The 22036-nt window shown below is 70.7% G+C and carries 18 protein-coding genes; 9 read left to right on the top strand and 9 right to left on the bottom strand.

Features of this window, described 5'->3' with window-relative positions:
* Positions 1-13 precede the first annotated feature (13 nt).
* From F603_RS0125150 to F603_RS0125170, 5 genes are all read right to left on the bottom strand, one after another.
* On the bottom strand, positions 14-715 hold the full coding sequence (locus tag F603_RS0125150) for a hypothetical protein (protein ID WP_019548709.1): 702 nt from the start codon (positions 713-715) through the stop codon (positions 14-16).
* 378 nt (positions 716-1093) lie between these two features.
* Complete coding sequence (locus F603_RS0125155) at positions 1094-2053, bottom strand: transporter substrate-binding domain-containing protein (RefSeq protein WP_019548710.1); 960 nt, start codon at positions 2051-2053, stop codon at positions 1094-1096.
* Positions 2054-2090: 37 nt separating this feature from the next.
* Positions 2091-2729, bottom strand: a complete 639-nt coding sequence (locus tag F603_RS0125160; protein WP_019548711.1) for a hypothetical protein — start codon at positions 2727-2729, stop codon at positions 2091-2093.
* Between the two features lie 276 nt (positions 2730-3005).
* A complete protein-coding gene (locus tag F603_RS0125165) occupies positions 3006-4418 on the bottom strand; it encodes a D-glucuronyl C5-epimerase family protein (RefSeq protein WP_037956914.1) in 1413 nt (470 codons plus the stop codon).
* A gap of 163 nt (positions 4419-4581) precedes the next feature.
* Entirely contained in the window at positions 4582-5376 is a 795-nt protein-coding gene (locus tag F603_RS0125170; RefSeq protein WP_019548713.1) for a hypothetical protein, read from the bottom strand.
* A 416-nt stretch (positions 5377-5792) separates the two neighbouring features.
* Between F603_RS0125170 and F603_RS0125175 the strand changes: the two genes are divergently transcribed.
* The 5 genes from F603_RS0125175 to F603_RS0125195 all read left to right on the top strand — a co-directional run bounded on the left by F603_RS0125175 (position 5793) and on the right by F603_RS0125195 (position 13204).
* Entirely contained in the window at positions 5793-7295 is a 1503-nt protein-coding gene (locus F603_RS0125175) for an aldehyde dehydrogenase family protein (protein WP_026328697.1), read from the top strand.
* A 138-nt stretch (positions 7296-7433) separates the two neighbouring features.
* Positions 7434-8990, top strand: coding sequence for a GMC family oxidoreductase (locus F603_RS0125180; RefSeq protein ID WP_019548715.1), 1557 nt, complete (start codon positions 7434-7436; stop codon positions 8988-8990).
* Positions 8990-10081 carry a quaternary amine ABC transporter ATP-binding protein gene (locus F603_RS0125185; protein WP_019548716.1) on the top strand — a complete coding sequence of 364 codons (1092 nt, stop codon included), beginning with the start codon at positions 8990-8992 and terminating at the stop codon, positions 10079-10081. The genes F603_RS0125180 and F603_RS0125185 overlap by 1 nt, the downstream gene beginning before the upstream one ends.
* A complete protein-coding gene (locus F603_RS0125190; RefSeq protein WP_019548717.1) occupies positions 10078-12129 on the top strand; it encodes an ABC transporter permease in 2052 nt (683 codons plus the stop codon). Before F603_RS0125185 ends, F603_RS0125190 begins: the two co-directional genes overlap by 4 nt.
* Before the next feature lie 115 nt (positions 12130-12244).
* A complete protein-coding gene (locus F603_RS0125195) occupies positions 12245-13204 on the top strand; it encodes a glycine betaine ABC transporter substrate-binding protein (protein WP_019548718.1) in 960 nt (319 codons plus the stop codon).
* 137 nt (positions 13205-13341) lie between these two features.
* Here F603_RS0125195 and F603_RS0125200 read toward each other — a convergent pair whose 3' ends face one another.
* Complete coding sequence (locus F603_RS0125200; protein WP_019548719.1) at positions 13342-13818, bottom strand: carboxymuconolactone decarboxylase family protein; 477 nt, start codon at positions 13816-13818, stop codon at positions 13342-13344.
* Between the two features lie 42 nt (positions 13819-13860).
* A complete protein-coding gene (locus tag F603_RS0125205; RefSeq protein WP_019548720.1) occupies positions 13861-14295 on the bottom strand; it encodes a MerR family transcriptional regulator in 435 nt (144 codons plus the stop codon).
* Positions 14296-14564: 269 nt separating this feature from the next.
* Between F603_RS0125205 and F603_RS0125210 the strand changes: the two genes are divergently transcribed.
* Complete coding sequence (locus F603_RS0125210; RefSeq protein WP_245600895.1) at positions 14565-16046, top strand: SulP family inorganic anion transporter; 1482 nt, start codon at positions 14565-14567, stop codon at positions 16044-16046.
* A gap of 58 nt (positions 16047-16104) precedes the next feature.
* Here the strand turns inward: F603_RS0125210 and rocD are convergent, their stop codons facing one another.
* On the bottom strand, positions 16105-17322 hold the full coding sequence (rocD, locus tag F603_RS0125215) for an ornithine--oxo-acid transaminase (protein ID WP_019548722.1): 1218 nt from the start codon (positions 17320-17322) through the stop codon (positions 16105-16107).
* Between the two features lie 323 nt (positions 17323-17645).
* Between rocD and trpS the strand changes: the two genes are divergently transcribed.
* The 3 genes from trpS to F603_RS0125230 all read left to right on the top strand — a co-directional run bounded on the left by trpS (position 17646) and on the right by F603_RS0125230 (position 20487).
* Positions 17646-18656 (top strand): tryptophan--tRNA ligase, encoded by a 1011-nt coding sequence (trpS, locus tag F603_RS0125220; RefSeq protein ID WP_019548723.1) that lies wholly within the window; start codon positions 17646-17648, stop codon positions 18654-18656.
* Between the two features lie 52 nt (positions 18657-18708).
* A complete protein-coding gene (locus F603_RS32875) occupies positions 18709-19413 on the top strand; it encodes a 2'-5' RNA ligase family protein (protein WP_019548724.1) in 705 nt (234 codons plus the stop codon).
* 126 nt (positions 19414-19539) lie between these two features.
* A complete protein-coding gene (locus tag F603_RS0125230; protein ID WP_019548725.1) occupies positions 19540-20487 on the top strand; it encodes a YihY/virulence factor BrkB family protein in 948 nt (315 codons plus the stop codon).
* A gap of 30 nt (positions 20488-20517) precedes the next feature.
* Here F603_RS0125230 and F603_RS0125235 read toward each other — a convergent pair whose 3' ends face one another.
* Positions 20518-21894 carry a D-alanyl-D-alanine carboxypeptidase family protein gene (locus F603_RS0125235; protein ID WP_019548726.1) on the bottom strand — a complete coding sequence of 459 codons (1377 nt, stop codon included), beginning with the start codon at positions 21892-21894 and terminating at the stop codon, positions 20518-20520.
* Positions 21895-22036 lie beyond the last annotated feature (142 nt).

Here is a 22036-nt window from a genome sequence, read left to right on the forward strand (position 1 = left end):
GTCGGGCGGGCCGTCATACGAAGCGGGCGCCCGCCAGTTGCAGTTCGACACCGCAAGCGGCGTCGACCTTGACGAGGCGTACGTCGAGGCTGACCTCGGAGGAAGGCGCAAGGCCGAGGACGATCCTGGTGACGCCGTCCGGATTCAGGTCGACGGTGTTGGTGCGCTGCTTCAGACCCGGGCCGCTGAATTCCAGTTCGCCGACGTCGACGCAGGAGGCGATGTCGGTCCTGGTGTCCGTGGCGTACACCTGAACTTCCAGGTGGTCTTTGGTCGGCCGGCTCCCGACCTTCAAGGGGGCCGGTGCGTTCGGAGCGAGTACGGCGGTCCGCGCACCGTCCAGCGTGGTGTGCGCGAAGACGTCGACCTGCTGCGACGACTCCGCCAGGTGGGCCGTGAACGCGGCGAGGACGGCGGCGGGCAGGGCGATGCCGAGGGTGAGCAACTGCTGTCTGCGCGGGAGTTGGTCCTGCCGCCACGCCGCCCCCGCGAGGGCGAGGACACCGGCCGACAGGGCGCCGGAGACGACGCCGAAGCCCTCACGTCCCACCATCACGCCGATGATCACGGTGGCGAGGACGAAGACGCCGGGCCAGAACCAGCGCAGGAGCCCGCTGCCTCCGGGCTCGTCCGCCGAGGTGTCGTCCCCCGCGGGCCCGTCCCGCCGTCCGTCCGCGGACCGCAGGGGTCCTCCGGTCCGCCAGGTGCTGGGCATCCAGGCACCTCCCCGTGTGTACGGCATGCTGCTGCGCTGCCGCACCGCGGTGGCGGCCCGGCAACTCGGCGCCGGAGACGGGGATTTGCCCCGTGCGCCCGGCCGTGGCCATCGCCGGCGCCCGGCGCCGGCGGTTACCCACCGTGGGCACGATAGTACCCGCGGGCGGTGTGGGGGAGGAGTGATTCAGCGAGCCCGGGGGAATGGCCGGCTACTCGGTGGGACGGCAACGCCCTCTCGTCACCGCCGTGTTGACGAATGGCGACGGACCGAGTGGGCATGGACGTGGGCGACCCCCTTGGATCGGGATCGGGATTGACGGTCGGGCGGTTGCCACGCTCCGTGAGACGTGCGTCGCCGCAGCGCACGGGCCGAGGGCTAGCTCGTCCGCCCCCCGCACGAGTCGGCCTCGCGCTTGGGGAACTCCGCCCGGTCCGGCTTGTACTCGAACGCCGCGCCGCTGCGGCCGAGCTTGTCGAAGGCGGTCTTGAACATCGCGTCCCAGCCGGCGCCCGAGTAGAGCAGCTTCCTCAGGGCCTTGTTGATCTTCCGGCAGTCCGCCTCGTGGCCCTTGGGCAGGGCGATGCCGTAGAGCTGCTTGGGGCCGCGGAGTTCTATCCCCTCGACGACCTTGACCTGCTCGTCGGGCGCCGCCGTGCGCCGGGCGTGCTCCTCGAACCCCGCAAGGATGATCTTGTCTGTCACCACCGCGTCGTACTTCTCCTCGTGGAGATGCCGGACGCAGGTCTTGTAGTCCTGCTCCGTGTCTATGCTCGCCGCGCCCACGCGGTCTCTGATCTCCTTCTTGGCCCGCGGGGAGGTGACGCTCTCCGGGTCGGCGACCGAGCCCTCCGCGGTGCAGATGTTCTTCGACGCCAGGTCCCGTTGGTGCTCGACCGAGGTGTCGCCGTCGCGTACGAGCACGCCCTGCGGTGTCTGGAGGTAGGGCGCCGTGAAGTCGACGTGCTTCTCGCGCTCGGGGTTGATCGAGTACGTCGCCACCACGAGCTTCACGACCTCGTCCTCGAGGAGCGACTCGCGCTCCGCCGAGGAGATGTCGAACGCGCGCGTGCGGAAGTGGAGTCGGGATTCGAGGTCGGCGAGGAGGCTCTGCTCGAACCCCTTGAAGCGGTAGCCGTCGTTGGGCTTCTGGCTGAAGCCGGGCTGGCCCTTCTTGACGCCGACGCCGATGATCTTCCCGTCGAAGAGCGTGGGCGCCGAGGACGAGTCGGGACGCGGGCTCTCCTTGCTGTCGTCGGGGCTGCTCGTGCACCCCGCGAGAACCGCCGAAGCGAGGACGAGAGCGGCGGCGGCCGCGCCGTACCGTGAGCGGATCATTGTGTTCTCCCCGGTGTTCGGTTGTGGGCCAGGGCGTTCACTGGAACTGAGCCCCCTTCACCTCCAGTGAGACCCTGCAAGCACTGTCGATTCCGTCAAGTTGGGCCTCCAGGCGCACGTGCGAGGAGGTGGCGAGGTCGAGCGTGACGGTCGTGGGTCCCGGCCCCGCCAACGCCGCGGTCGTCTCTTCCGCGGCGAGGTCGCTCCCGGTGAACCTCAGGGTTCCGACCGCGACGCACGAGGCGGAGCTGGTGTCGACGTCCTGCGCGTCGAGCACGAGGCGGAGTTGGCCGCCGGACGCGTCGGCGTCGACCCGTACCCGTATCGGTTCGTACCGCTCGGCGACGACGCGGTGTTCGCCGTTGAGCGTCGTCTCCGCGAAGACCTGCTCCGGGCTGTGCTGCCGGTAGACGAGGACGGCGAGGCCGACGGCGACCGCCAGCGCGACGGCGCCGAGGAGCGCGAGCACCTGCCGGCGCTCCGGCGCCCGCTGCGCCTGGTAGACGGCGCCTGCCGCGGAGAGCGCGGCTCCGATGAACGCCTCGCTGCTGGTCCCGCCGAGGACGATCAGGCCGGCGGTCGCCACCAGCAGCACCGCGAGGAGCGCGAACCGCCACCAGCCGGCGTCCTGTTCGCCATCGGAGGCGGGCGCCGGCGAGGTGGAGGGCGTGGTCATGGCGCCCGCCGGTCGGCGTGCGCGCCAAAGGTGCCCGCCATAGTTACCTCCCCGTGCTGATGCCTCGGGCCGGCAGGGGCTGTGCGGTTCCCCTGGGGCGGGAGGCGAGACGGCGGCGTCGCGGGGCCGGAGCCCGAGCAGGACGCCGCAGGGCCCAATTACCCAGCGTGGTACGGATATTACCCGTGCTGGCTGCTGTGCGGATGTGTCACGCGGGGGCTCTTCGCACCGGTCCGCCGGTCGGCGGGAACTCTTGCCTGGTAGGGCAGTCGGCGCTCACTCTCCGACGAACTTCTGCCAGCCGGTGCCGCCCTGGGTGCGCGTGCAGAGGTCGGAGACGGCGACGCTCCGGGCTCCCGGCTCGTTGCTGCGGACGTACATGCCCTCGTAGACGGGCATCTCCTTCCACCGGCACGTCGCGCGCGACCAGCGGTCGGCCCACTTCGCGAAGCGCTCGTCGCCCGTGATGCGGCCGAGTTCGCGCAGGTTGCGGATGTGGATGGCGTGGTAGACGTTGGTCTGCCTGCCGTCGATCTTCTTCACGAAGTTGGTGGGGTAGGCGAGCTTGTCGAGGACGTCGCGGCCCACCTCCACCCGCGGACGGCCCTTGTCGACCTTGCCGACGGTCACCCACCGCGCCCTCGGCGGCTGCGAGACCAGCGGGTCGTACTCCCCGACCTGCACCTGGACGCGGGCCGGCCCCGAGACGTCGAGGCGGAGCACGTTCGGCTCGGGGAGGGAGGCCCTGGAGAGGACGAGGTTCACCTGGCGCGGGCCCACCCGGTGGTTGGTCCACAGCTCCGTGCCCTTGCCCCGCACGAGGCCCTGGCTGCCCTCGCCCGGGACGGACACGCGCGCGTCGCGCAGGTCGGCGCCGACGGTGCGCACGTAGGTGTAACCCGTCAGCCCGTAGCGGGAGTTGGCGACCTCCGGTGCGTCGTACAGCGGCAGCATCCTGGCCATCGTCCGCGCCGAGGCGCGGACCAGCCGCTTCGCACGGCGGTCTCCCGACGCCTCCCCGTACTTCCACGCCGAGACGAGCGCGCTCTGCCAGCCGTTGAGCACATAGCCGTTGGGGCGCTGGGGGAGCTCCGCGATCGAGGTGCCGTGCCGGTCGCGGTAGCGGACGCCGCCCTTGTCGGCCGGCACGGTCAACGCATGGAAGGCGCGCCGTGCGGCGGTGCGGAGGGACCGGTCGTGCAGGAGGTCCGCGGCGTTCCTGAGTCGGTGGGCGTAGTAGGACTGGGTGAGCGCGGAGTAGCGGCGCTCGGTGTGGCGGGTCCCCGGCTTCGGCGCGTACCAGGCGACGAGCGCGCCGTGGAACGGTTTCAGGCGCCGGACGGTGGCGTGCGCGACGGTGCGGACCGCGGCCTTCAGCTTCGGCGACGGGTGCTTCGCGTACTGCTCCAGGTAGTCGTGGAGCACGTAGGTGGGGTAGATGGGGTGTTCGTATACCGTGCCGTCGTGGTTGTTGCGGCCCGGGTAGCCGTCGGCGGTCCAGGCCATGTCGTAGAAGCCCTTCGCCATGGGCGCGAGCTTCTCGGAGAAGGCCGGCATCCCCGCCGCCCGCTCGCGGGACCGGGGCGGGTCGCCGCCGGGGGACTCGTCGTGGGCGTCCGGCTGCCGGGCGCAGGCGGTGAGCGTGAGCGCGGCAGCCAGCGTCACGGCAAGGGCCCTTGCGTACGTCACGTCTCCCAGCTCCCCAGGCCGATTCCGGGATCGGGCGGCCGCTCGGCGGCCGGGCAGCATCTTTCTCGGAACCGGAGCCGAGCGCGCGCAGACACGCGACGCGGCGCCGTACGTCACGCGCCCGCCGGGCGAGGACCCGTGGCCGCGGGGCGGCGCTCGGCCGTCAAACCTCCGTGGCCGGCGGTGCGTTGAGCTGGTCGCGTACCTCGTCGACGGTGACGGTCTCCCGCTTGCCCGGCGTCTTCTTCGGGACCGGACGGTCGAACGCGTCGAACCGGAGATCCTCCTGGTCCGAGGCGCCGGGCGCGCTCCCGCCCGCCTCGCGGAGCAGCCGGACGGGGTAGGGGGTGCCCTCGGCGGAGACGAGCATGGTGACCTTGGCCCCGCCCTTGCTGCGCGCAACCGTGACGGTGTCCTTGCCGTCGTGGTCGGCGCCCCTGCCGCGCTTCCAGCCGGCCGCGTCGCGGCCCGACTCGTTGGTGCCCGCGGTGGCGCGGAGCGCGTCGAGGTCGCAGGCGGTGCTGAGGCCGCCGAGCATGGCGTCGCTCGCGCCGCCCTTGATGTAGCGGTCCTTGAACGCCTCGGCCGCCTCGGCGCCCTTCTCGCCGCCGATCTGCTGCTTCCAGAACTTCGCGTCCGGCTTGAGCCACACGGTGCCGCCCCGCTTGACGACGTCCACCGCGCCCTGTGCCGCCAGTCTGACGTGGCCCGCGCAGTTCCCCGTGCCGTCCAGGGCGAGGTCGGCCTTGACCTCGCTGGCGTCGAGGCGCATGTGGAGGGAGTCGACGTCGCCGAGCTCCTTCAGGGCCCTGCCGGCGACCTCGCGCCCGGAGAGGCCGTCGAGTTCGCCGCGGCTGTCGGCGCCCGGGGCCGCGGTCGCGGTCGTCGGGAGGAGGAGGCCGCCGGCGACCGCGGCGGTGCAGATGTACGCGAGCGGCTTTCCGTAGTGCTTCTGCATGGGCGTCCCTGTGGTCTGGAGGCCGCGGGTGCCTCGGTTCCGGCAGCGGTGCGGCGCCGTGGCGTGTGGGTGGGTTGCCGCGGATCACGGGGGAGGTGCACCGGTTCGCGGTCCGGTGTCTCCCGTGCTGCGCTGACCTGCGGAAACGGAGTGGAGAGAGCTGTCTGGTGCGGCGTTCCAAAGGGCCGGATCACGAGCGTGACCTGCACCGTTTCCGCGCTGATGTGCTCTTTGCCGAGGAATGTCCCAACAAACCGTACGTGGGCATACCAGCCCCCGCACGCCGGCCAGTGAGGAAGACCACTTATCGCTGGCTTACAGACATGACATTCAAGGAACCGGGCAGGGCTCGTATTTGGCCATGCGCCCAGGTGTATGGCAAGGAACATTTCGGTAATTGGAAGGCAGTACCCAAGGTGTCCGTAAGAGAGACGATTTCCGTTGGTGGTCGGTGGCGAGCCGCCGCGGCAGGGGGGACGCGGGCGATTCTGGACCCCGCAGACGCCTGGACCCTCGCCGTCGTCGCCGAGGGCGATGCGGAGGACACCGACGCCGCGGTGGCCGCTGCACGCCAGGCGTTCGACGAGGGGCCGTGGCCCCGCACCGCGACCGCCGAACGCGCCGCCGTGCTCCGCCGGATCGCTGATCTCCTCCAGCGCGACAGGGAGGAGATCGCGGAGTTGGAGTCCTGCGACACCGGCAAGACGCTGGAGGAGGGCCGGGTCGACGTCGACGACGTCACCAGCGCCTTCCGCTACTTCGCCGACCTGGTGATGAACGAGTCGGGCGGCCGGGTCGTCGACGCGGGCGACCCGGACGTGCACAGCATCGTGGTGCACGAGCCGGTCGGCGTCTGCGCGATGATCACGCCGTGGAACTACCCGCTGCTCCAGGCGAGTTGGAAGGTCGCGCCGGCGCTCGCCGCCGGCGACACCTTCGTCATCAAGCCCAGTGAGCTCACCCCGATGAGCACGGTGCACCTGGTGAAGCTCGCCCACGAGGCGGGGGTCCCGGCCGGCGTCGCCAACATCGTCACCGGCGCAGGCGCGACGGTGGGCGCCCGTCTGAGCGAGCACCCGGACGTCGACCTGGTCTCCTTCACGGGCGGGCTCGTCAGCGGCACCAAGGTGGCGCAGGCGGCGGCCGCTTCGGTGAAGAAGGTCGCGCTGGAGCTGGGCGGCAAGAACCCGAACGTCGTCTTCGCCGACGCGTGCGCGACGGAGGAGGGCTTCGACACCGCCGTCGACCAGGCGCTCAACGCGGCCTTCATCCACAGCGGGCAGGTCTGCTCGGCCGGCGCGCGGCTGATCGTCGAGGAGCCGGTACGGGAGCGGTTCGTCGCCGAACTCGCGCGTCGCGCAGGGCAGATCCGGCTCGGCCGGGGCACGGAGGACGGCGTCGAGTGCGGGCCGCTCGTCTCGCAGCAGCAGTTGGAGAAGACCGAGGCGTACGTGGCGAGCGCGCGCGCCGAGGGCGCCGTGGTCCGCGCCGGCGGTGCGCGGCCCGAGCCGTCGGAAGTGCGGCCGGAGAGCGGGTACTTCTACTCGCCGACGGTCCTCGACGGCTGTCACCGCGAAATGAAGGTCGTTCGCGAGGAAACCTTTGGCCCAATCGTGACGGTCGAAGGCTTCACCACCGAGGACGAAGCTGTAAGCCTGGCCAACGACACCGAGTACGGCCTCGCCGGCGCGGTCTTCTCCGGCGACACCGCGAGGGCGCGCCGCGTCGCGGCACGGCTGCGCCACGGCACGATCTGGATCAACGACTTCCACCCGTACCTGCCGCAGGCGGAGTGGGGCGGATTCGGCAAGTCCGGAGTCGGCCGCGAGCTCGGCCCGTCCGGTCTCGACGAGTACCGCGAGACCAAGCACGTCTACGAGAACCTGCGCCCGTCCCCCGTGCGTTGGTTCGCCGGCTGAACTTCGAGGCCGGCGGCTCGTCGACGTGACCGGCATTCAGCGGTACCCGGCAGCACCAGCAGTACTCAGCAGTACCCCACGTCTCGCGCACACCCCGAGAGAAAGACCGCGCGAGCATCCCTCAAGGAGCAACACCCCATGTCCACCTATGACTACGTGATCGTCGGTGGCGGTACGGCGGGCTCGGTGATCGCCTCACGGCTCACCGAGGACCCGGACGTCACCGTCGCATTGATCGAGGGCGGACCCGACGACCGCGACCGGCCCGAGGTGCTGACCCTGCGCCGCTGGCTCGGTCTGCTCGGCGGCGAGCTCGACTACGACTACCCGACCACCGAACAGCCGCGCGGCAACAGCCACATCAGGCACAGCCGCGCCAAGGTGCTCGGCGGCTGCTCCTCCCACAACACGCTGATCGCCTTCAAGCCGCTCCCCGCCGACTGGGACGAGTGGGAGGCGAACGGCGCTGCCGGCTGGAACGCCGCCGCGATGGACCCGTACTTCGGGAAGCTCCGCAACAACGTCGTCCCGGTGGGCGACGCGGACCGGAACGCCATCGCGAAGGACTGGATCGCCGCCTCCAAGGAGGCGCTCGGCGTCCCGGAGATCGACGGCTTCAACAAGGAGCCGTTCACCGAGGGCGTCGGCTTCTTCGACCTCTCCTACCACCCGGAGACCAACAAGCGCTCCAGCGCCTCCGTCGCCTACCTCCACCCGCACATGGACGCGGGCGACCGCCCCAACCTCCATCTCTTCCTGGAGACCTGGGCGTTCCGGCTGGAGCTCGAAGGGAAGCGGGCGACGGGCGTGCACGTCCGGTCGAAGGACGGCACCGAGCAGCTCCTCACCGCCGCCCGCGAGGTGCTCGTCTGCGCCGGCGCCGTCGACACCCCGCGGCTGCTGATGCACTCGGGGATCGGCCCGGCGAAGGACCTGACGGCGCTGGGGATTCCGGTGGTGCAGGACCTTCCGGGCGTCGGTGAGAACCTCATCGACCACCCCGAGTCGGTGATCGTCTGGGAGACCGAGGGCCCCCTCCCCGGCAACTCGGCGATGGACTCGGACGCCGGGCTCTTCGTCCGCCGGGACCCCGAATCCCCCGGTCCCGACCTGATGTTCCACTTCTACCAGATCCCGTTCACGGACAACCCGGAGCGGCTCGGTTACCAACGTCCCGAGCACGGCGTCTCGATGACACCCAACATCCCCAAGTCCCGTGCGCGCGGCCGGCTCTACCTCACCTCGGCGGACCCCGAGGTGAAGCCCGCTCTCGACTTCAGGTACTTCGCGTACGACGAGAACGGCGACGACTACGACGGCCGCACCCTCGTCGACGGCATCAGGATCGCCCGCAGGGTCGCCGCCTCCGAGCCCTTCGCCAAGTGGCTGAAGCGCGAGGTGGCACCCGGCCCCGAGGTCACCACCGACGAGGAGCTCAGCGAGTACGCGCGGAAGGTCGCGCACACCGTCTACCACCCCGCCGGCACCTGCCGTATGGGCGCGGTCGACGACGAACTCGCCGTCGTCGACCCCGAGTTGCGCGTCCGGGGGCTGGAGGGAATCCGCATAGCGGACGCCTCCGTCTTCCCGACGATGCCCACCGTCAACCCGATGATCGGGGTCCTGATGGTCGGGGAGAAGGCGGTCGATCTCATCCGTCCCCACTCAGCCCCGATACCGGGAGGTGTTGCCTGATGTCCGAGAGCGCCGAACATACGCCGGTCATCTCCGTCCGCAACCTGTGGAAGGTCTTCGGCCCCAAAGCGGAGAACGTCCCCGAGAACTCCGCCCTCAAGGGACTTTCCGCCGCCGAGGTCCGTGAGTCGACCGGCTGCACCGCGGCGGTCCGCGACGTCTCCTTCGACGTCAACAAGGGCGAGGTCTTCGTCGTCATGGGGCTCTCCGGCTCCGGCAAGTCGACGCTCGTCCGCTGCCTGACCCGCCTCATCGAACCCACCGCCGGCACGCTGGAGTTCGACGGCGACGACGTACGCGGCATGGACACCGAGAGCCTGCGCACGCTGCGCAGGCACCGGGCCTCGATGGTCTTCCAGAATTTCGGCCTGCTGCCCCACCGCACGGTCCTCGACAACGTCGCGTACGGCCTGGAGATCCAGGGCGTGGGCAAGGCCGAACGCCGTGAGCGCGCAGGCGAGATGGTCGACAAGGTCGGCCTGGAGGGGCTCGGGCACCGCAGGCCCGCCCAGCTCTCCGGCGGCCAGCAGCAGCGCGTCGGGCTCGCCCGCGCACTCGCCGTCGACCCCGAGGTGCTCCTCTTCGACGAGCCGTTCAGCGCCCTCGACCCGCTGATCCGCCGGGACATGCAGGAGGAGGTCGTCCGCCTCCACAACGAAGAAGGCCGCACCATGGTCTTCATCACCCACGACCTCTCCGAGGCCCTGCGGCTCGGCGACCGCATCGCGCTGATGCGCGACGGCGAGATCGTCCAGCTCGGCAGCCCCGAGGAGATCGTCGCCAACCCGGCGGACGACTACGTCCGCGACTTCGTCCGGGACGTCCCGCGCGAGCAGGTCATCTCCGTCCGCCGCGCGATGCGCCCCGCCGACGCGGGCGAGGCCGAAGACGGTGTCGCGCTCACGCCCGACACCCTCGTCTCCGACGCGATCGAGGCCGTCGCGCGGAGCGGGAAGCCGGCGCGCGTCATGAAGGACGGCAAGCTCCTCGGCGTCATCGACCACGACCGGCTGCTCTCCGTCGTCGCCCGGCTCGGCGAAGACGACGCCACGGGAGCCGCCGCCGACGAGGGGAAGGTGGCGGCGGTATGAGCACCGCCACGACCCCGACGCTCGACAAGGAACCCGCGGGCGGCGCGCAGGGGCCCGCGCCCGATCCGGACCGTCGCTCGGCCGACACCGCGCAGGACGGACTCGCCGCACGGCTCGCCGCCAACCCCAAGTGGCTGGTGATCGGCTTCGCGGCGCTCGTCGTCCTGGTGAGCGCCGTCGTCACGGGTGACGGCGCCTGGCCCGGCGGCTGGACTGCGGACATCCGCACGCCGCTTGAGGACCTCGACAATTGGCTCGTCGACAACCGCGACTCGCACTGGCTCTTCCTCTACTTCCTGCTGCACATCAGCAACGCGGCCGAGAGCGGCGTCGACGCGATCGTCAGCCTCTTCGACTCGCTCGGCTGGGTCGGTGTGACCGTCATCGGCACGCTCATCGCCTGGGCGGCCGGCGGTGCCGACCGCTCACGGCGTGCCGTGCGGACCGGAGTCACGGCGCTCGCCGTCTTCGCCGTCTGCGGCATCCTCGAGATGTGGGCGCCCACGATGGAGACGCTCGCGCTGATGGTCGTGGCGGTGATCATCGCGGCGCTGCTGGGGCTCCTGCTCGGACTCGCGTCGGGGCTCTCGGACCGCTTCGAGAAGCTGCTGCGGCCGGTCTTCGACACGATGCAGGTGATGCCGGCGTTCGCTTATCTGCTGCCGCTGCTGCTGATCTTCGGTGTCGGCATCCCCTCCGCGCTGATCGCCACCGTGATCTACGCGGCTCCGCCGATGGCCCGGCTTACCTCGCTCGGGCTGCGGGGCGCGGACCCGGTGGCCTTGGAGGCGGCGCGTTCGCTCGGCGCCAGCCCCTGGCAGCGGTTGTACACGGCCAAACTGCCGCTGGCGCGCAAGCAGATGATGCTCGGACTCAATCAGACGATCATGATGTGCCTGTCCATGGTCGTCCTCGCCTCGTTGATCGGCGGCGGTGGTCTCGGTGACGAGATCTACCAGGCGCTCGGCAAGTTGGACATCGGCACCGCGCTCACCGCGGGCGTCGCCGTCGTCCTCGTCGCCGTGCTCCTCGACCGGACGACCTCCGCGGCCGGTGAGCGCCTCGACGCCTCGCAGACCGCGACCGAGCCCGCAGGCATGGCCAAGGTGCGGGCCGCGGTGTGGGGCGGGATCGTGGTGCTGCTCGCCGTCTTCGCAGCCGTCGGCTCGGCCGTGTGGGAGAGCGAGTGGCCCGAGAGCTGGACCGTTTCCTGGGGACAGCCGGTCAACGATGCCGTCAACTGGTTCACCGACCACCTCGGTTCGGGCATCCCCGTCGTCGGCGGCACGGTCACGTGGGCCGAGGGCTTCACCGAATTCATCCTCAACCCGCTGCGGAGCGGACTGCTCGCGACGCCGTGGTGGGCGCTGCTGCTGCTCGTGGCGGTGGTCGGCTGGTTCGTCGGCACCTGGCGCGCTGCGCTCGCCGGCTGCGTCGGACTCGCTCTCATCGGTGCGATGGGCCTGTGGGACCGCTCGATGGACACGCTGTCGCAGGTGCTCGGCGCACTGGTGCTCACGGTGATCGTGGGGCTGATCATCGGCATCGTCTCGGCTCGCGTGGAGCGGGCGGAGAGGATGCTGCGGCCGGTGCTCGACACCATGCAGACGATGCCGCAGTTCGTGTACCTCATCCCCGTGATCGCGCTCGTCGGCCTGGGCAGGACGGCCGGCATCATCGCGGCGGTGATCTACGCGGCGCCCGCCGTCATCCGCATCACCACCCAAGCGCTGCGCGGGGTCGACCCGGCCGCGATGGAAGCGTCGAAGTCCCTGGGTGCGACGGGCAAACAGCAGCTCTTCCAGGTGCAGTTGCCGCTCGCGCGCAAGGCGCTGCTCGTCGGCGTCAACCAGGGCGTCGTGCTGGTGCTGTCGATGGTCGTCATCGCCGGCCTGATCGGTGGCGGTGCGCTCGGCTACGACGTGGTGCAGGGCCTCTCCAAGGGCAACCTCGCGCAGGGGCTGCCGTCCGGCATCGCCATCGTCTGCCTCGGCATCATGCTCGACCGCATCTCGCAACCGGCCGTGCGGAGCCGTAAGGGTTCCTGAACCGGCCGTACCCAGACCGCAATCCCCAGCGGCGCGGACCCCCCTCCGCGCCCTCCACGCAGAGCGCAGGCCGCGGGGCCGGCGCTCCACCCCGAGAAGAGAAGACAGAACTCTCATGAACAGCAAGCGCATTCGCAATACCGCCATAGCCGGCGTCGGCGTGCTCGGCGCGCTGGCCCTCACCGCCGGGTGCGGTGCGGCTGAGACGCAGTCCAGCGGCACCGACAAGGTCGTCCTCGCCGAGCCGTCGTGGGTCGGCGCCTCGGCCAACGCCGCCGTCGTCTCCAAGCTGATGGCCGACGAGATGGACGTGAAGGTCGACGTCCAGCAGATGGACGAGCCCGTCGCCTTCGACGCGCTCGACAGCGGCAAGGCCGACGCCATCCTCGAGGACTGGCACGGCGTCCCGAAGAAGCAGAAGAAGTACGTCGAGGACAAGAAGACCGTCGTCTCCGGCGGTGACCTCGGCGTCGTCGGTCACATCGGCTGGTTCGTCCCGAAGTACTACGCGGACAAGCACCCGGACGTCACCGACTACAAGAACCTCAACAAGTACTACAAGGACTTCAAGACCTCCGAGAGCGGCGAGCTCGGCCACTTCATGGGCGCCGCGCCCTCGTACTCGCAGCACGACAAGGGCCTCATCAAGAACTTCGGCCTCAAGTTCAAGCACATCCCCTCGGGCACCGAGGCGGCGCAGCTCAAGGAGATGCAGCGGCTCTACAAGGCGAAGAAGCCGTTCCTCGCCTACTGGTGGGAGCCGCAGTGGATGAACAACGACATCGAGATGGTCGAGGTCAAGCTGCCGAAGTACACCCCGGGATGCGAGGTCCCCGAGGAGAAGGCGAAGTGCGGCTACGAGACCAACCAGCTTGAGAAGTTCCTCAACAAGGACTTCTCGAAGAACGGCGGTCCCGCTGCCGAGTTCCTCAAGAACTTCAAGTGGTCGACGGAGGACCAGAACGAGGTCGCGCAGATGATCGCGGGCGACAAGATGAAGCCCGAGAAGGCGGCCGAGAAGTGGATCAAGGAGAACAAGTCGACCTGGGAGAAGTGGATTCCCGAGGACGCGTGATCTCCGCACCCGTCTCGCTCGCCGCACGGCGAGCTGAGCGGCGGCGGACGGGAGAGCGCCGCTCCCGTCCGCCGCGACCACAGGCGTACGCCCGGCCGGAACTCCCGCCGGGCGTACGCCTGTTCGGCGGAGGTGCCCTACTGCTCCAGGCTCCTCGGCACCGCACGCGTCGCCACCATGAACCTGTTCCACGAGTTGATCACGACGATCTGCCCGAGGAGCTGGGCGAGTTCGGCCTCGTCGAAGTGGGCGGCGGCCCGCTCCCAGACGGGGTCGGGGACGAAGCCCTCGGTGAGGAGCGTCACCGACTCGGTGAGGGCGAGCGCGGCCTGCTCCCGCTCGCTGAAGAGGTCGCCCGCCTCCTCCCAGGCGCCGATGAGATCGAGCCGAAGCTGCGACTCGCCCGCCTTGCGTGCGTCGGCGAAGTGCATGTCCAGGCAGAAGGCGCACTTGTTGAGCTGTGAGGCGCGGATCTTCACCAGCTCGGCCAGACTGTGCTCCAGACCTTCGGCCGTCGCCTGCTGGAAGGCGGACATGCCCTTGTAGAGCGCGGGAGCGGCCTTCCAGATCCGCAGCCGCGGGCCGTGCGCCGTCGTCTTCTGTGCTTCTGTCATGTGCGGGACGCTAGCGGACGGGGCCGACAGCCGGCTGTCTTTTCAACCTCCTGCGGAGCGGGGGGTGTCGGCCGACCGCCGGGCTTCGTGCCCGAGCCGGGCGCTGAGCGTCCCGGCGAACTCTTCGGCCCTGGCGAGCTGCTGACGAAGACTGGCGACGCGGTCCCTGGCGGCCTCCTCGAACCCGGCGACGCGGTCGAGCGCCGACGTGCGTTCACTCTCCGTGAGTTCGGCCTCCGCATCGAGCAGGTCGGTGGCGGCGAGGAGGTCGCGCATCTCGTCGAGGGTGAAGCCGAGCGGCTTCATCCTGCGGATCACCATCAGCCGCGCGACGTCGCCTTCGGTGTAGAGGCGGAACCCGCCGCGGGAGCGGGCCGACGGGACGACGAGCCCCGTCTCCTCGTAGTGGCGGATCGTGCGCAGCGACAGCTCGGTGCGGGATGCCACCTCGCCGATCTGCATGTGCTTGCTGCCCACTGTTCTCCTCGGCTTTCGGGCCGTACGGCTCGGCGGCTCTCCGCCTGCCGGCGGGCGGAAACCCCGGGCCGCATCCCTACCCTAACGTCAGGGTAGAGTTCACTTCCGGTCGACCGCGGTCGTCCGCGGGGGCTCCGACGCGCACCGTCGAACGGTCACCGTAGCCCCACCGCGGCCGGCGGTCAGCGCCGCCCGCCGCCCCCAGCCAGCTCCCGCATGCCGTCGGCTCTCTCGGCGCGGCATGCCCAGAGAACACAGGTTCTTCCCTCTTGACCGACACATCAACTGCCTCCGGGACACCCCTGTTCACCGCTCTCACGCCGAAGGTGCTGCGGACCGAGGTGCTCGCCGGTCTCGTCGTGGCCCTGGCGCTGATCCCCGAGGCGATCTCGTTCTCCCTCATCGCCGGGGTCGATCCCGCCGTCGGGCTCTTCGCCTCCTGCACCATGGCCGTGGTGATCGCGTTCGTCGGCGGGCGGTCCGCCATGATCTCGGCCGCGACCGGTGCCATCGCCCTCGTGGTCGCGCCGCTCGCCCGCGAGCACGGTCTGGGCCACCTCTTCGCTGCGGTGATCCTGGCCGGCGTCTTCCAGGTGGCGCTCGGCGCCCTGGGCGTGGCGAAGCTGATGCGCTACGTGCCGCGGCCGGTGACGGTCGGGTTCGTCAACTCGCTCGCCATTCTGATCTTCCTTGCGCAGGTGCCGGAGCTCCTCGACGTGCCCTGGCCCGTCTATCCGCTCTTCGCCGGCGGGCTGGCCGTGATGGTGTTCTTCCCTCGTATCACCCGCGTCGTCCCGGCCCCGCTCGTCTCCATCGTCGTGCTCACGGCGCTGACCGTGGGGGCCGGCATCGCCGTCCCCACCGTGGGGGACAAGGGCGAGCTGCCCGCCTCGCTCCCCGTCCCCGCGCTTCCCGAAGTCCCCTTCACCTGGGAGACGTTGACGACCGTGGCGCCGTACGCGCTCGGCATGGCGCTCGTCGGCCTCATGGAGTCGCTGATGACGGCGAAGCTCGTCGACGACCTCACGGACACCCCCTCCTCCAAGACCCGGGAGTCCATCGGGCAGGGCATCGCCAATATCGTGACGGGCTTCTTCGGCGGCATGGGCGGCTGCGCCATGATCGGTCAGACGATGATCAACGTGCGGGTCTCCGGCGCACGGACCAGACTCTCCACCTTCCTCGCAGGCGTGTTCCTCCTGGGGCTGTGTCTCCTGTGCGCTCCCGTGGTCTCGCAGATGCCGATGGCCGCACTCGTCGCCGTGATGGTGATGGTCTCCGTCGCGACCTTCGACTGGCGTTCCGTCGCCCCGCGCACGCTGCGCCGGATGCCCGTGGGGGAGACGGTGGTGATGCTGGTGACGGTCGTCTGCGTCGTGGTCACGGAGAACCTCGCCATCGGTGTCGTCGTCGGCTCGCTCGTCGCTCTTGTGGTCTTCGCCCGCCGCGTGGCGGAGCGTGCACACGTCGAGGCGGTCGCCGCTCCCGAGGGCCGCGTCGTCTACACCGTCAGGGGCGAGCTCTTCTTCGCCTCCGCCGACGAGTTCCTCGCGCGGTTCGACTACGTCGGCGACCCGGACCATGTCGTCCTCGACCTCTCCGAGGCGCGCGTCTGGGACGCCACCTCCTCGGCCGCGCTCGACGCCGTCGAGGCCAAGTACGCGGAACGCGGCAAGCGCCTCGAACTCAGCGGCCTCGACGAGGCGAGCAAGCGGTTGCGGGAGCGGGTGCGGGAGCCGGCGGCCGGATGACCCGGCGCTGACGACGGACGGCAACCCCCGGGCGTACGCCGGGGGTTGCCGCCTCGGGTCAGGCCGACTCGGCGAGTACGGCCCCGAGCTGCTCGACTCCCCAGTCCAGATCTTCCTTGGAGACGACGAGCGGCGGCGCCACCCGGATCGTCGAGCCGTGGGTGTCCTTGACGAGGACGCCACGGGCCATGAGCCGCTCCGAGAGCTCGCGGCCCGTGCCGTACTCCGGCGCCACGTCGATGCCGGCCCACAGGCCCCGGCCGCGGACCTCGCGGACGGCGCCGCCGGTGAGGAGGTCCAGCTCGTGGTGGAGGTGGTCGCCCAACTCCCGTGCCCGCTCCTGGAACTCGCCCGTGCGCAGCATCGCCAGTACCTCCAGCGCGACGGCACAGGCGAGCGGGTTGCCGCCGAAGGTGGAACCGTGCTCGCCGGGGCGGTGGACGCCGAGGACCTCGTCGGTGGAGACGACCGCGGAGACCGGCACGACGCCCCCGCCGAGCGCCTTGCCGAGTACGTACATGTCGGGCTGCACGCCCGAGGGCCCCTCCTGCTCGCAGGCGAAGGTGGCGCCGGTGCGGCCGAGCCCCGACTGGATCTCGTCGGCGATGAAGAGCACGCCCCGGGCGCGCGTCAACTCCCGTACGCCTGTGAGGTATCCGGGCGGCGGGACGTAGACGCCCGCCTCGCCCTGGATGGGCTCGAGGAGGACCGCGACGGTGTCCTCGTCGACGGCCGCCTCCAGGGCCGCCAGGTCCCCGTACGGGACGATCTCGAAGCCCGGCGTGTACGGACCGTAGTCGGCGCGGGCCTCCTCGTCGGTGGAGAAGCTGACCACCGTGGTGGTGCGGCCGTGGAAGTTGTTCTCGGCGACCACGATCTTGGCGCGGTCGTGCGCGACGCCCTTCACGCGGTAGCCCCACTTGCGGGCCGTCTTCACCGCCGTCTCGACCGCCTCGGCGCCGGTGTTCATCGGGAGGACCCGTTCCATGCCGCAGAGCGCGGCGAGCTCGGCGCAGAAGGCGGGGAAGAGGTCGTGCTGGAAGGCGCGCGAAGTGAGCGTGGAGCGGTCGAGCTGGCGCTTGGCCGCCTCGATCAACCGGGGGTGGCGATGGCCGAAGTTCAGCGCCGAGTAGCCGGCAAGCAGGTCGAGGTACCTGCGTCCTTCCACGTCGGTCATCCATGCCCCCTCCGCGGAGGCGATGACGACGGGGAGCGGGTGGTAGTTGTGCGCGCTGTGCGCGTCTGCCTCGGCGAGCAGCCGCTGAGAGGTGGACATCCGGGGTCTCCGTTCGTCTCGCAAGGGCGTGCGGCGTCTTTCCTGCCTGGCCCGGATCGCGGGCCTCTTTCTATCGTCCGCCACCGGCACGCAAAAGAAACCTTGCCGACAGGGGGCACATCAGCCGCCCGTCGGCACCGGCGCAACAGCGGGCGCGGGCGCGGGAGTTCCGCGCGCCCGCGTCGCCTCCACTCCGTACGCACGCGACCGCATACTGTGAAAAACGGGGGCGCCGCCACCGTGCCACCCGCGCGGGTGGCACGGTGCCCGACGTCACGGGAATCCCCGCACCCGCGGGAAGGACGACCTGAGAGAATGGGCGCATGGTCAACGCTCGCCCTCGTGTGCTCTCCGGTATCCAGCCCACCTCCGGGTCGTTCCACCTCGGCAACTACCTCGGCGCCGTACGCCAGTGGGTGGGCCTTCAGGAGACGCACGACACCTTCTACTGCGTCGTCGACCAGCACGCCCTCACCATCCCGAAGGACCCGGCCGAGCTTCGCAGCAACACCCGCTACGCCGCGGCCCAACTCCTCGCCGCCGGCGTCGACCCGGAGCGCGCCACCCTCTTCGTGCAGAGCCAGGTCGCCGAACACGCGCAGCTCGCCTGGGTCGTCGAGTGCCTCACCGGCTTCGGTGAGGCCGCGCGGATGACCCAGTTCAAGGACAAGTCGGCGAAGCAGGGCGCCGACAGCACCTCCGTCGGCCTCTTCACCTACCCGATGCTGATGGTCGCCGACATCCTCCTCTACCAGGCCGACGAGGTCCCCGTCGGCGAGGACCAGCGCCAGCACCTGGAGCTGAGCCGGAACCTCGCCGAGCGCTTCAACCACCGGTACGGCCCGACCTTCGTCGTTCCCGAGCCCCACATCCTCAAGGAGACGGGCCGGATCTACGACCTCCAGGAGCCGACGGTCAAGATGAGCAAGTCGGCGTCGAGCCCCAAGGGCATCGTCGAACTCCTCGACGAACCGAAGGCCACGGCGAAGAAGATCAAGAGCGCCGTCACCGACACCGACACCGTCGTCCGCTTCGACGCCGACAAGAAGCCGGGCGTCAGCAACCTCCTCACCATCCACTCCACCCTCAGCGGCACCCCGATCCCGCAGTTGGAAGAGCACTTCGCCGGCAAGGGGTACGGCGCGCTCAAGACGGAGCTAGCCGAGATCGTCACCGAGTGGGTGACACCGTTCCGTTCACGTACGCAGGAATACCTGGACGACCCTGCCGAACTCGACGCACTCCTCGCCAGGGGTGCCGGCAAGGCCCGGGTCGTCGCGGCCGATACTCTCGCCCGGGTCTACGAAAAGGTCGGCTTCCTGACGGCTCGCTGAGCGCGCCCGCCGGCGCGAAGAGAACGAAGAAGACGAAGGAGGGAGCGCGCACATGGCCACGACTGCCACCGTCACGCTCGGCGTATCGCTCGCGGTCCCCGAACCGCACGGCAGCATGCTCCAGAGGCTGCGCGCCGGATACGGAGACGCCGCCGCGTACGGCATCCCGACGCACATCACCCTCCTCCCGCCGACACAGGTCGAGGCGGCGGCGCGCGCCGAGATCGAGGCGCACCTGGCGCGCGTCGCCCTCGCCGGCCAGGCGTTCCGGGTGCGGCTCAGCGGGACGGGCACCTTCCGCCCCGTGTCTCCCGTCGTCTTCGTCAAGGTGGCCGAGGGCGGCCACGAGTGCGACGAGCTCCAGACGCGGCTCCGCGCCGCGGACGGGCCGCTCGCCAGGGAGTTGCAGTTCCCGTACCACCCGCACGTCACCGTGGCGCACGGCATCGCGGAGGAGGCGATGGACACCGCGTACTCCGGCCTCGCCGACTTCGAGGCCGCCTGGCAGGCGAACGGCTTCGCCCTCTACGAGCAGGGCGAGGACCAAGTCTGGCGGTTCCACAGGGAGTTCACCTTCGGCGGCGTACACGGCCCCGGCGCCCTCGGCGCCGAACCGCAGAGCGCGCCGCTCTCCGGGGCCGCGCCGATCGGCTCGCAGAAGCACGTGGTCAGTGCGGTCCACGGCGCCGTCGACGGTGCCGTTCCCTGCCGTCCGCCGGCCCAGCGGCGTCCCGCGCACTCCTCGCCCGCCAACTGACGCCGCCGGGCGACCGACGGGGGCGCGTCGGGTGTACGCCGCGCCCCGCCGCTGCCTACGCTCCCCGGCATGATCGACACGATGGAAGGCCCCGTGTACCCGCGGGACCGCGGGTAGGCGCCCGCCATGGAGAAGCTCACCGCGCTCCCGGTCATCGGCCCCGTCCTCGCATGGTTCTTCCGTACGAGGGTCTGGCAGGTCTACACGTACATGGAGGCGCGCCACTGGACGAGGCTCGCGGCGGCCGTCACCTTCACCAGCTTCACGGCGCTCTTCCCGATGCTCGCCGTCGGCGCCGCGCTCGGTGCGGCGCTCCTCGGCGACGAGCAGATGGGGCGGGTCGAGCACTTCGTCGCCAAGCAGGTGCCGGGCATCTCCCAGCAGTTGGACCTGAACTCCTTCGCCGCGCACGCGGGGACGGTGGGGCTCGTCGCGGGGGCGGCGCTCCTCTTCACCGGCGTCGGCTGGGTGGGCACGCTGCGCGAGTCGCTCCGCGCCTCCTGGGACCTCACGGAGAGCCCGGGCAACTTCCTCGTCCGCAAGGCGGTCGACCTCGCGATCCTGCTCGGGCTCGGCCTGCTCGGGCTCGTCTCCATCGGCGCCTCGACGTTCTCGCTCACGGCTGTCCACTGGGTTGCCGAGCACCTCGGCCTCGTCGAGGGCGGCATCGGCACGGTGCTGCTGCGAACGGCCGCCTACGCGGCGGCGATCGGCGCCGACTTCGTCCTGCTCATCTATGTGCTGACGCTGCTGCCCGGCGTGCGCCCGCCGCGCAAGGGCGTACTCCTCGCCGCGCTCCAGGGCGCCGTGGGCTTCGAGTTGCTCAAGCTGCTCCTCGGCGGGTACCTCGCCGGCGTCGCGGCGAAGTCGGTCTACGGCGCCTTCGGCGTGCCGATCGCGCTGCTGCTCTGGATCAACTTCATGGCCAAGCTGCTGATGTACTGCGCCGCCTGGACAGCGACGGAGGAGGACGCGCCCGTCCGCGACGCCATCGGCGCCGGGCCCGACGGGCAGGACGACACCAATGTCGCGCCAGGCGGCGGAAGTTCGGGAGGGGCCGCAGAGCGCGGCTGAAGGGCCGCCCGGGTCGGCGGCCCCCGCGGCTCATCGCCTGCGGCGTACCAGCTCGGGCAGCGGCCACCTGCGGTGCACCGCGTACGCCACACCGCCGAGCACCACCAGGCAGCCGAGGATGACGCCGAGCGCGACCCCCGCGCCGCCCGCCGGCTTCTCGCTCTGCGCCGCGTGCTGCGCGTCACCGGATCCGGGCCGCTCCGCCCGCTTGCCGTCGCCCGCGCCGCCCTCGCCCTCCGGCGCGACGAGGCGGCCCACCGGCTGGACGCGGTACTCCGCCTTGCTCTTCGCCGCCCCGCCCTTGCCGTCGGCCGACGGGTCCGAGGCGGTGCCCTTGTCGGTGTTCCCGGTGCCTCCCGTGCTTCCGGTGCCGGGTGCCGCCGGTGCGCCGGCGACCTTGAACCCCCAGTCGAGGAGCTTCGACGTCTCCTCGTAGACGCGGTTGGGGCCGTCCTTCTCCGGGTGCATCACGGTGACGAGCAGGACGCGGTCACCGCGCTGCGCGACGCCGGTGAAGGTGCTGCCGGCCTTGCTCGTCGTGCCGTTCTTCACCCCGGCGATCCCCGGGTAAGGCTCCATGCCGAGGTCGCCCGTCAGGAGGCGGTTGGTGTTCCGGATCTCGAAGCTGTCCCGCTTCTTCCCCTTCTTCTTCTCACCGGGGAACTTCGCGCTCGCCGTGGCGGCGTACTCGCGGAACTCCGGGTTCTGGAGCCCGGCGCGGGCGAAGAGCGTCAGGTCGTAGGCGGAGGAGACCTGTCCCTGGTGGTCGTAGCCGTCGGGGCTGACGACGGTGGTGTCACGGGCGCGCAGCTCGCGGGCGCGCGCGTTCATCTGCGCCACGGTGCTCGCCTTGCCGCCGTTCATCGCGGAGAGGACGTGGACGGCGTCGTTGCCGGAGCGGAGGAAGACGCCGAGCCACAGGTCGTGGACCGCGTACTCCTCGCCCTCCTTCACGCCGACGAGGCTGCTGCCGTCCCCCATGCCCGCGAGGTCGGCGGGGGTGACCTTGTGCTTCCGGTCCTTCGGGAGCTTCGGCAGCACGGTGTCGGCGAAGAGCATCTTCAGGGTGCTTGCAGGGGCGAGCCGCCAGTGCGAGTTGTGGGAGGCGAGCACGGCGCCCGACTCGGCGTCGGTCACTATCCAGGAGCGCGCCGAGACGCCCTTGGGGAGCTTCGGCGCCCCGTCCTTGAGCTGCACCTGTGTTCCCGGCGCCCCCAGCCGGGTGCCGCCTATCGTCGACATGCTCGTCGGCGGTTTGGGGGGTCGTTCCGCCGACTCGCCCTTGGGGTCGTCGGCGGGTGCCGCCGAGGCGGCCGGGCTCAGGGCGGGGGAGAGGAGCAGCGGAAGGCCGGCGGCGAGGAGCGCGGCGGTGCGGGTGCTCGTCCGGAGGGCGCGGTGCGAGCGCACGGAATGCGATTCTTGGGGCACGCATCGAACGTACAGTGTGATCGCCCCTTGTGGGACCGGGAGTTCGGCCTCGTTCCGTTGCGGTGGAGCGCCCGACGCCTGTGGAATTCGCTCGCGGGGGCGACCCCGCTGGCCCGTCCGC

The sequence above is a fragment of the Streptomyces sulphureus DSM 40104 genome (assembly GCF_000381025.1).
GTDB lineage: Bacteria > Actinomycetota > Actinomycetes > Streptomycetales > Streptomycetaceae > Streptomyces > Streptomyces sulphureus.

What these genes read in the sequence shown, in the direction of transcription:
- F603_RS0125170 (WP_019548713.1), bottom strand. Translation starts at nt 5,376, where the DNA reads ATGCAGAAGCACTACGGAAAGCCGCTCGCGTACATCTGCACCGCCGCG.
- F603_RS0125185 (WP_019548716.1), top strand. Translation starts at nt 8,990, where the DNA reads ATGTCCGAGAGCGCCGAACATACGCCGGTCATCTCCGTCCGCAACCTG.
- F603_RS0125150 (WP_019548709.1), bottom strand. Translation starts at nt 715, where the DNA reads ATGCCCAGCACCTGGCGGACCGGAGGACCCCTGCGGTCCGCGGACGGA.
- F603_RS0125200 (WP_019548719.1), bottom strand. Translation starts at nt 13,818, where the DNA reads ATGACAGAAGCACAGAAGACGACGGCGCACGGCCCGCGGCTGCGGATC.
- F603_RS0125155 (WP_019548710.1), bottom strand. Translation starts at nt 2,053, where the DNA reads ATGATCCGCTCACGGTACGGCGCGGCCGCCGCCGCTCTCGTCCTCGCT.
- rocD (WP_019548722.1), bottom strand. Translation starts at nt 17,322, where the DNA reads ATGTCCACCTCTCAGCGGCTGCTCGCCGAGGCAGACGCGCACAGCGCG.
- F603_RS0125180 (WP_019548715.1), top strand. Translation starts at nt 7,434, where the DNA reads ATGTCCACCTATGACTACGTGATCGTCGGTGGCGGTACGGCGGGCTCG.
- F603_RS0125160 (WP_019548711.1), bottom strand. Translation starts at nt 2,729, where the DNA reads ATGACCACGCCCTCCACCTCGCCGGCGCCCGCCTCCGATGGCGAACAG.
- F603_RS0125230 (WP_019548725.1), top strand. Translation starts at nt 19,540, where the DNA reads ATGGAGAAGCTCACCGCGCTCCCGGTCATCGGCCCCGTCCTCGCATGG.
- F603_RS32875 (WP_019548724.1), top strand. Translation starts at nt 18,709, where the DNA reads ATGGCCACGACTGCCACCGTCACGCTCGGCGTATCGCTCGCGGTCCCC.
- trpS (WP_019548723.1), top strand. Translation starts at nt 17,646, where the DNA reads ATGGTCAACGCTCGCCCTCGTGTGCTCTCCGGTATCCAGCCCACCTCC.
- F603_RS0125195 (WP_019548718.1), top strand. Translation starts at nt 12,245, where the DNA reads ATGAACAGCAAGCGCATTCGCAATACCGCCATAGCCGGCGTCGGCGTG.
- F603_RS0125190 (WP_019548717.1), top strand. Translation starts at nt 10,078, where the DNA reads ATGAGCACCGCCACGACCCCGACGCTCGACAAGGAACCCGCGGGCGGC.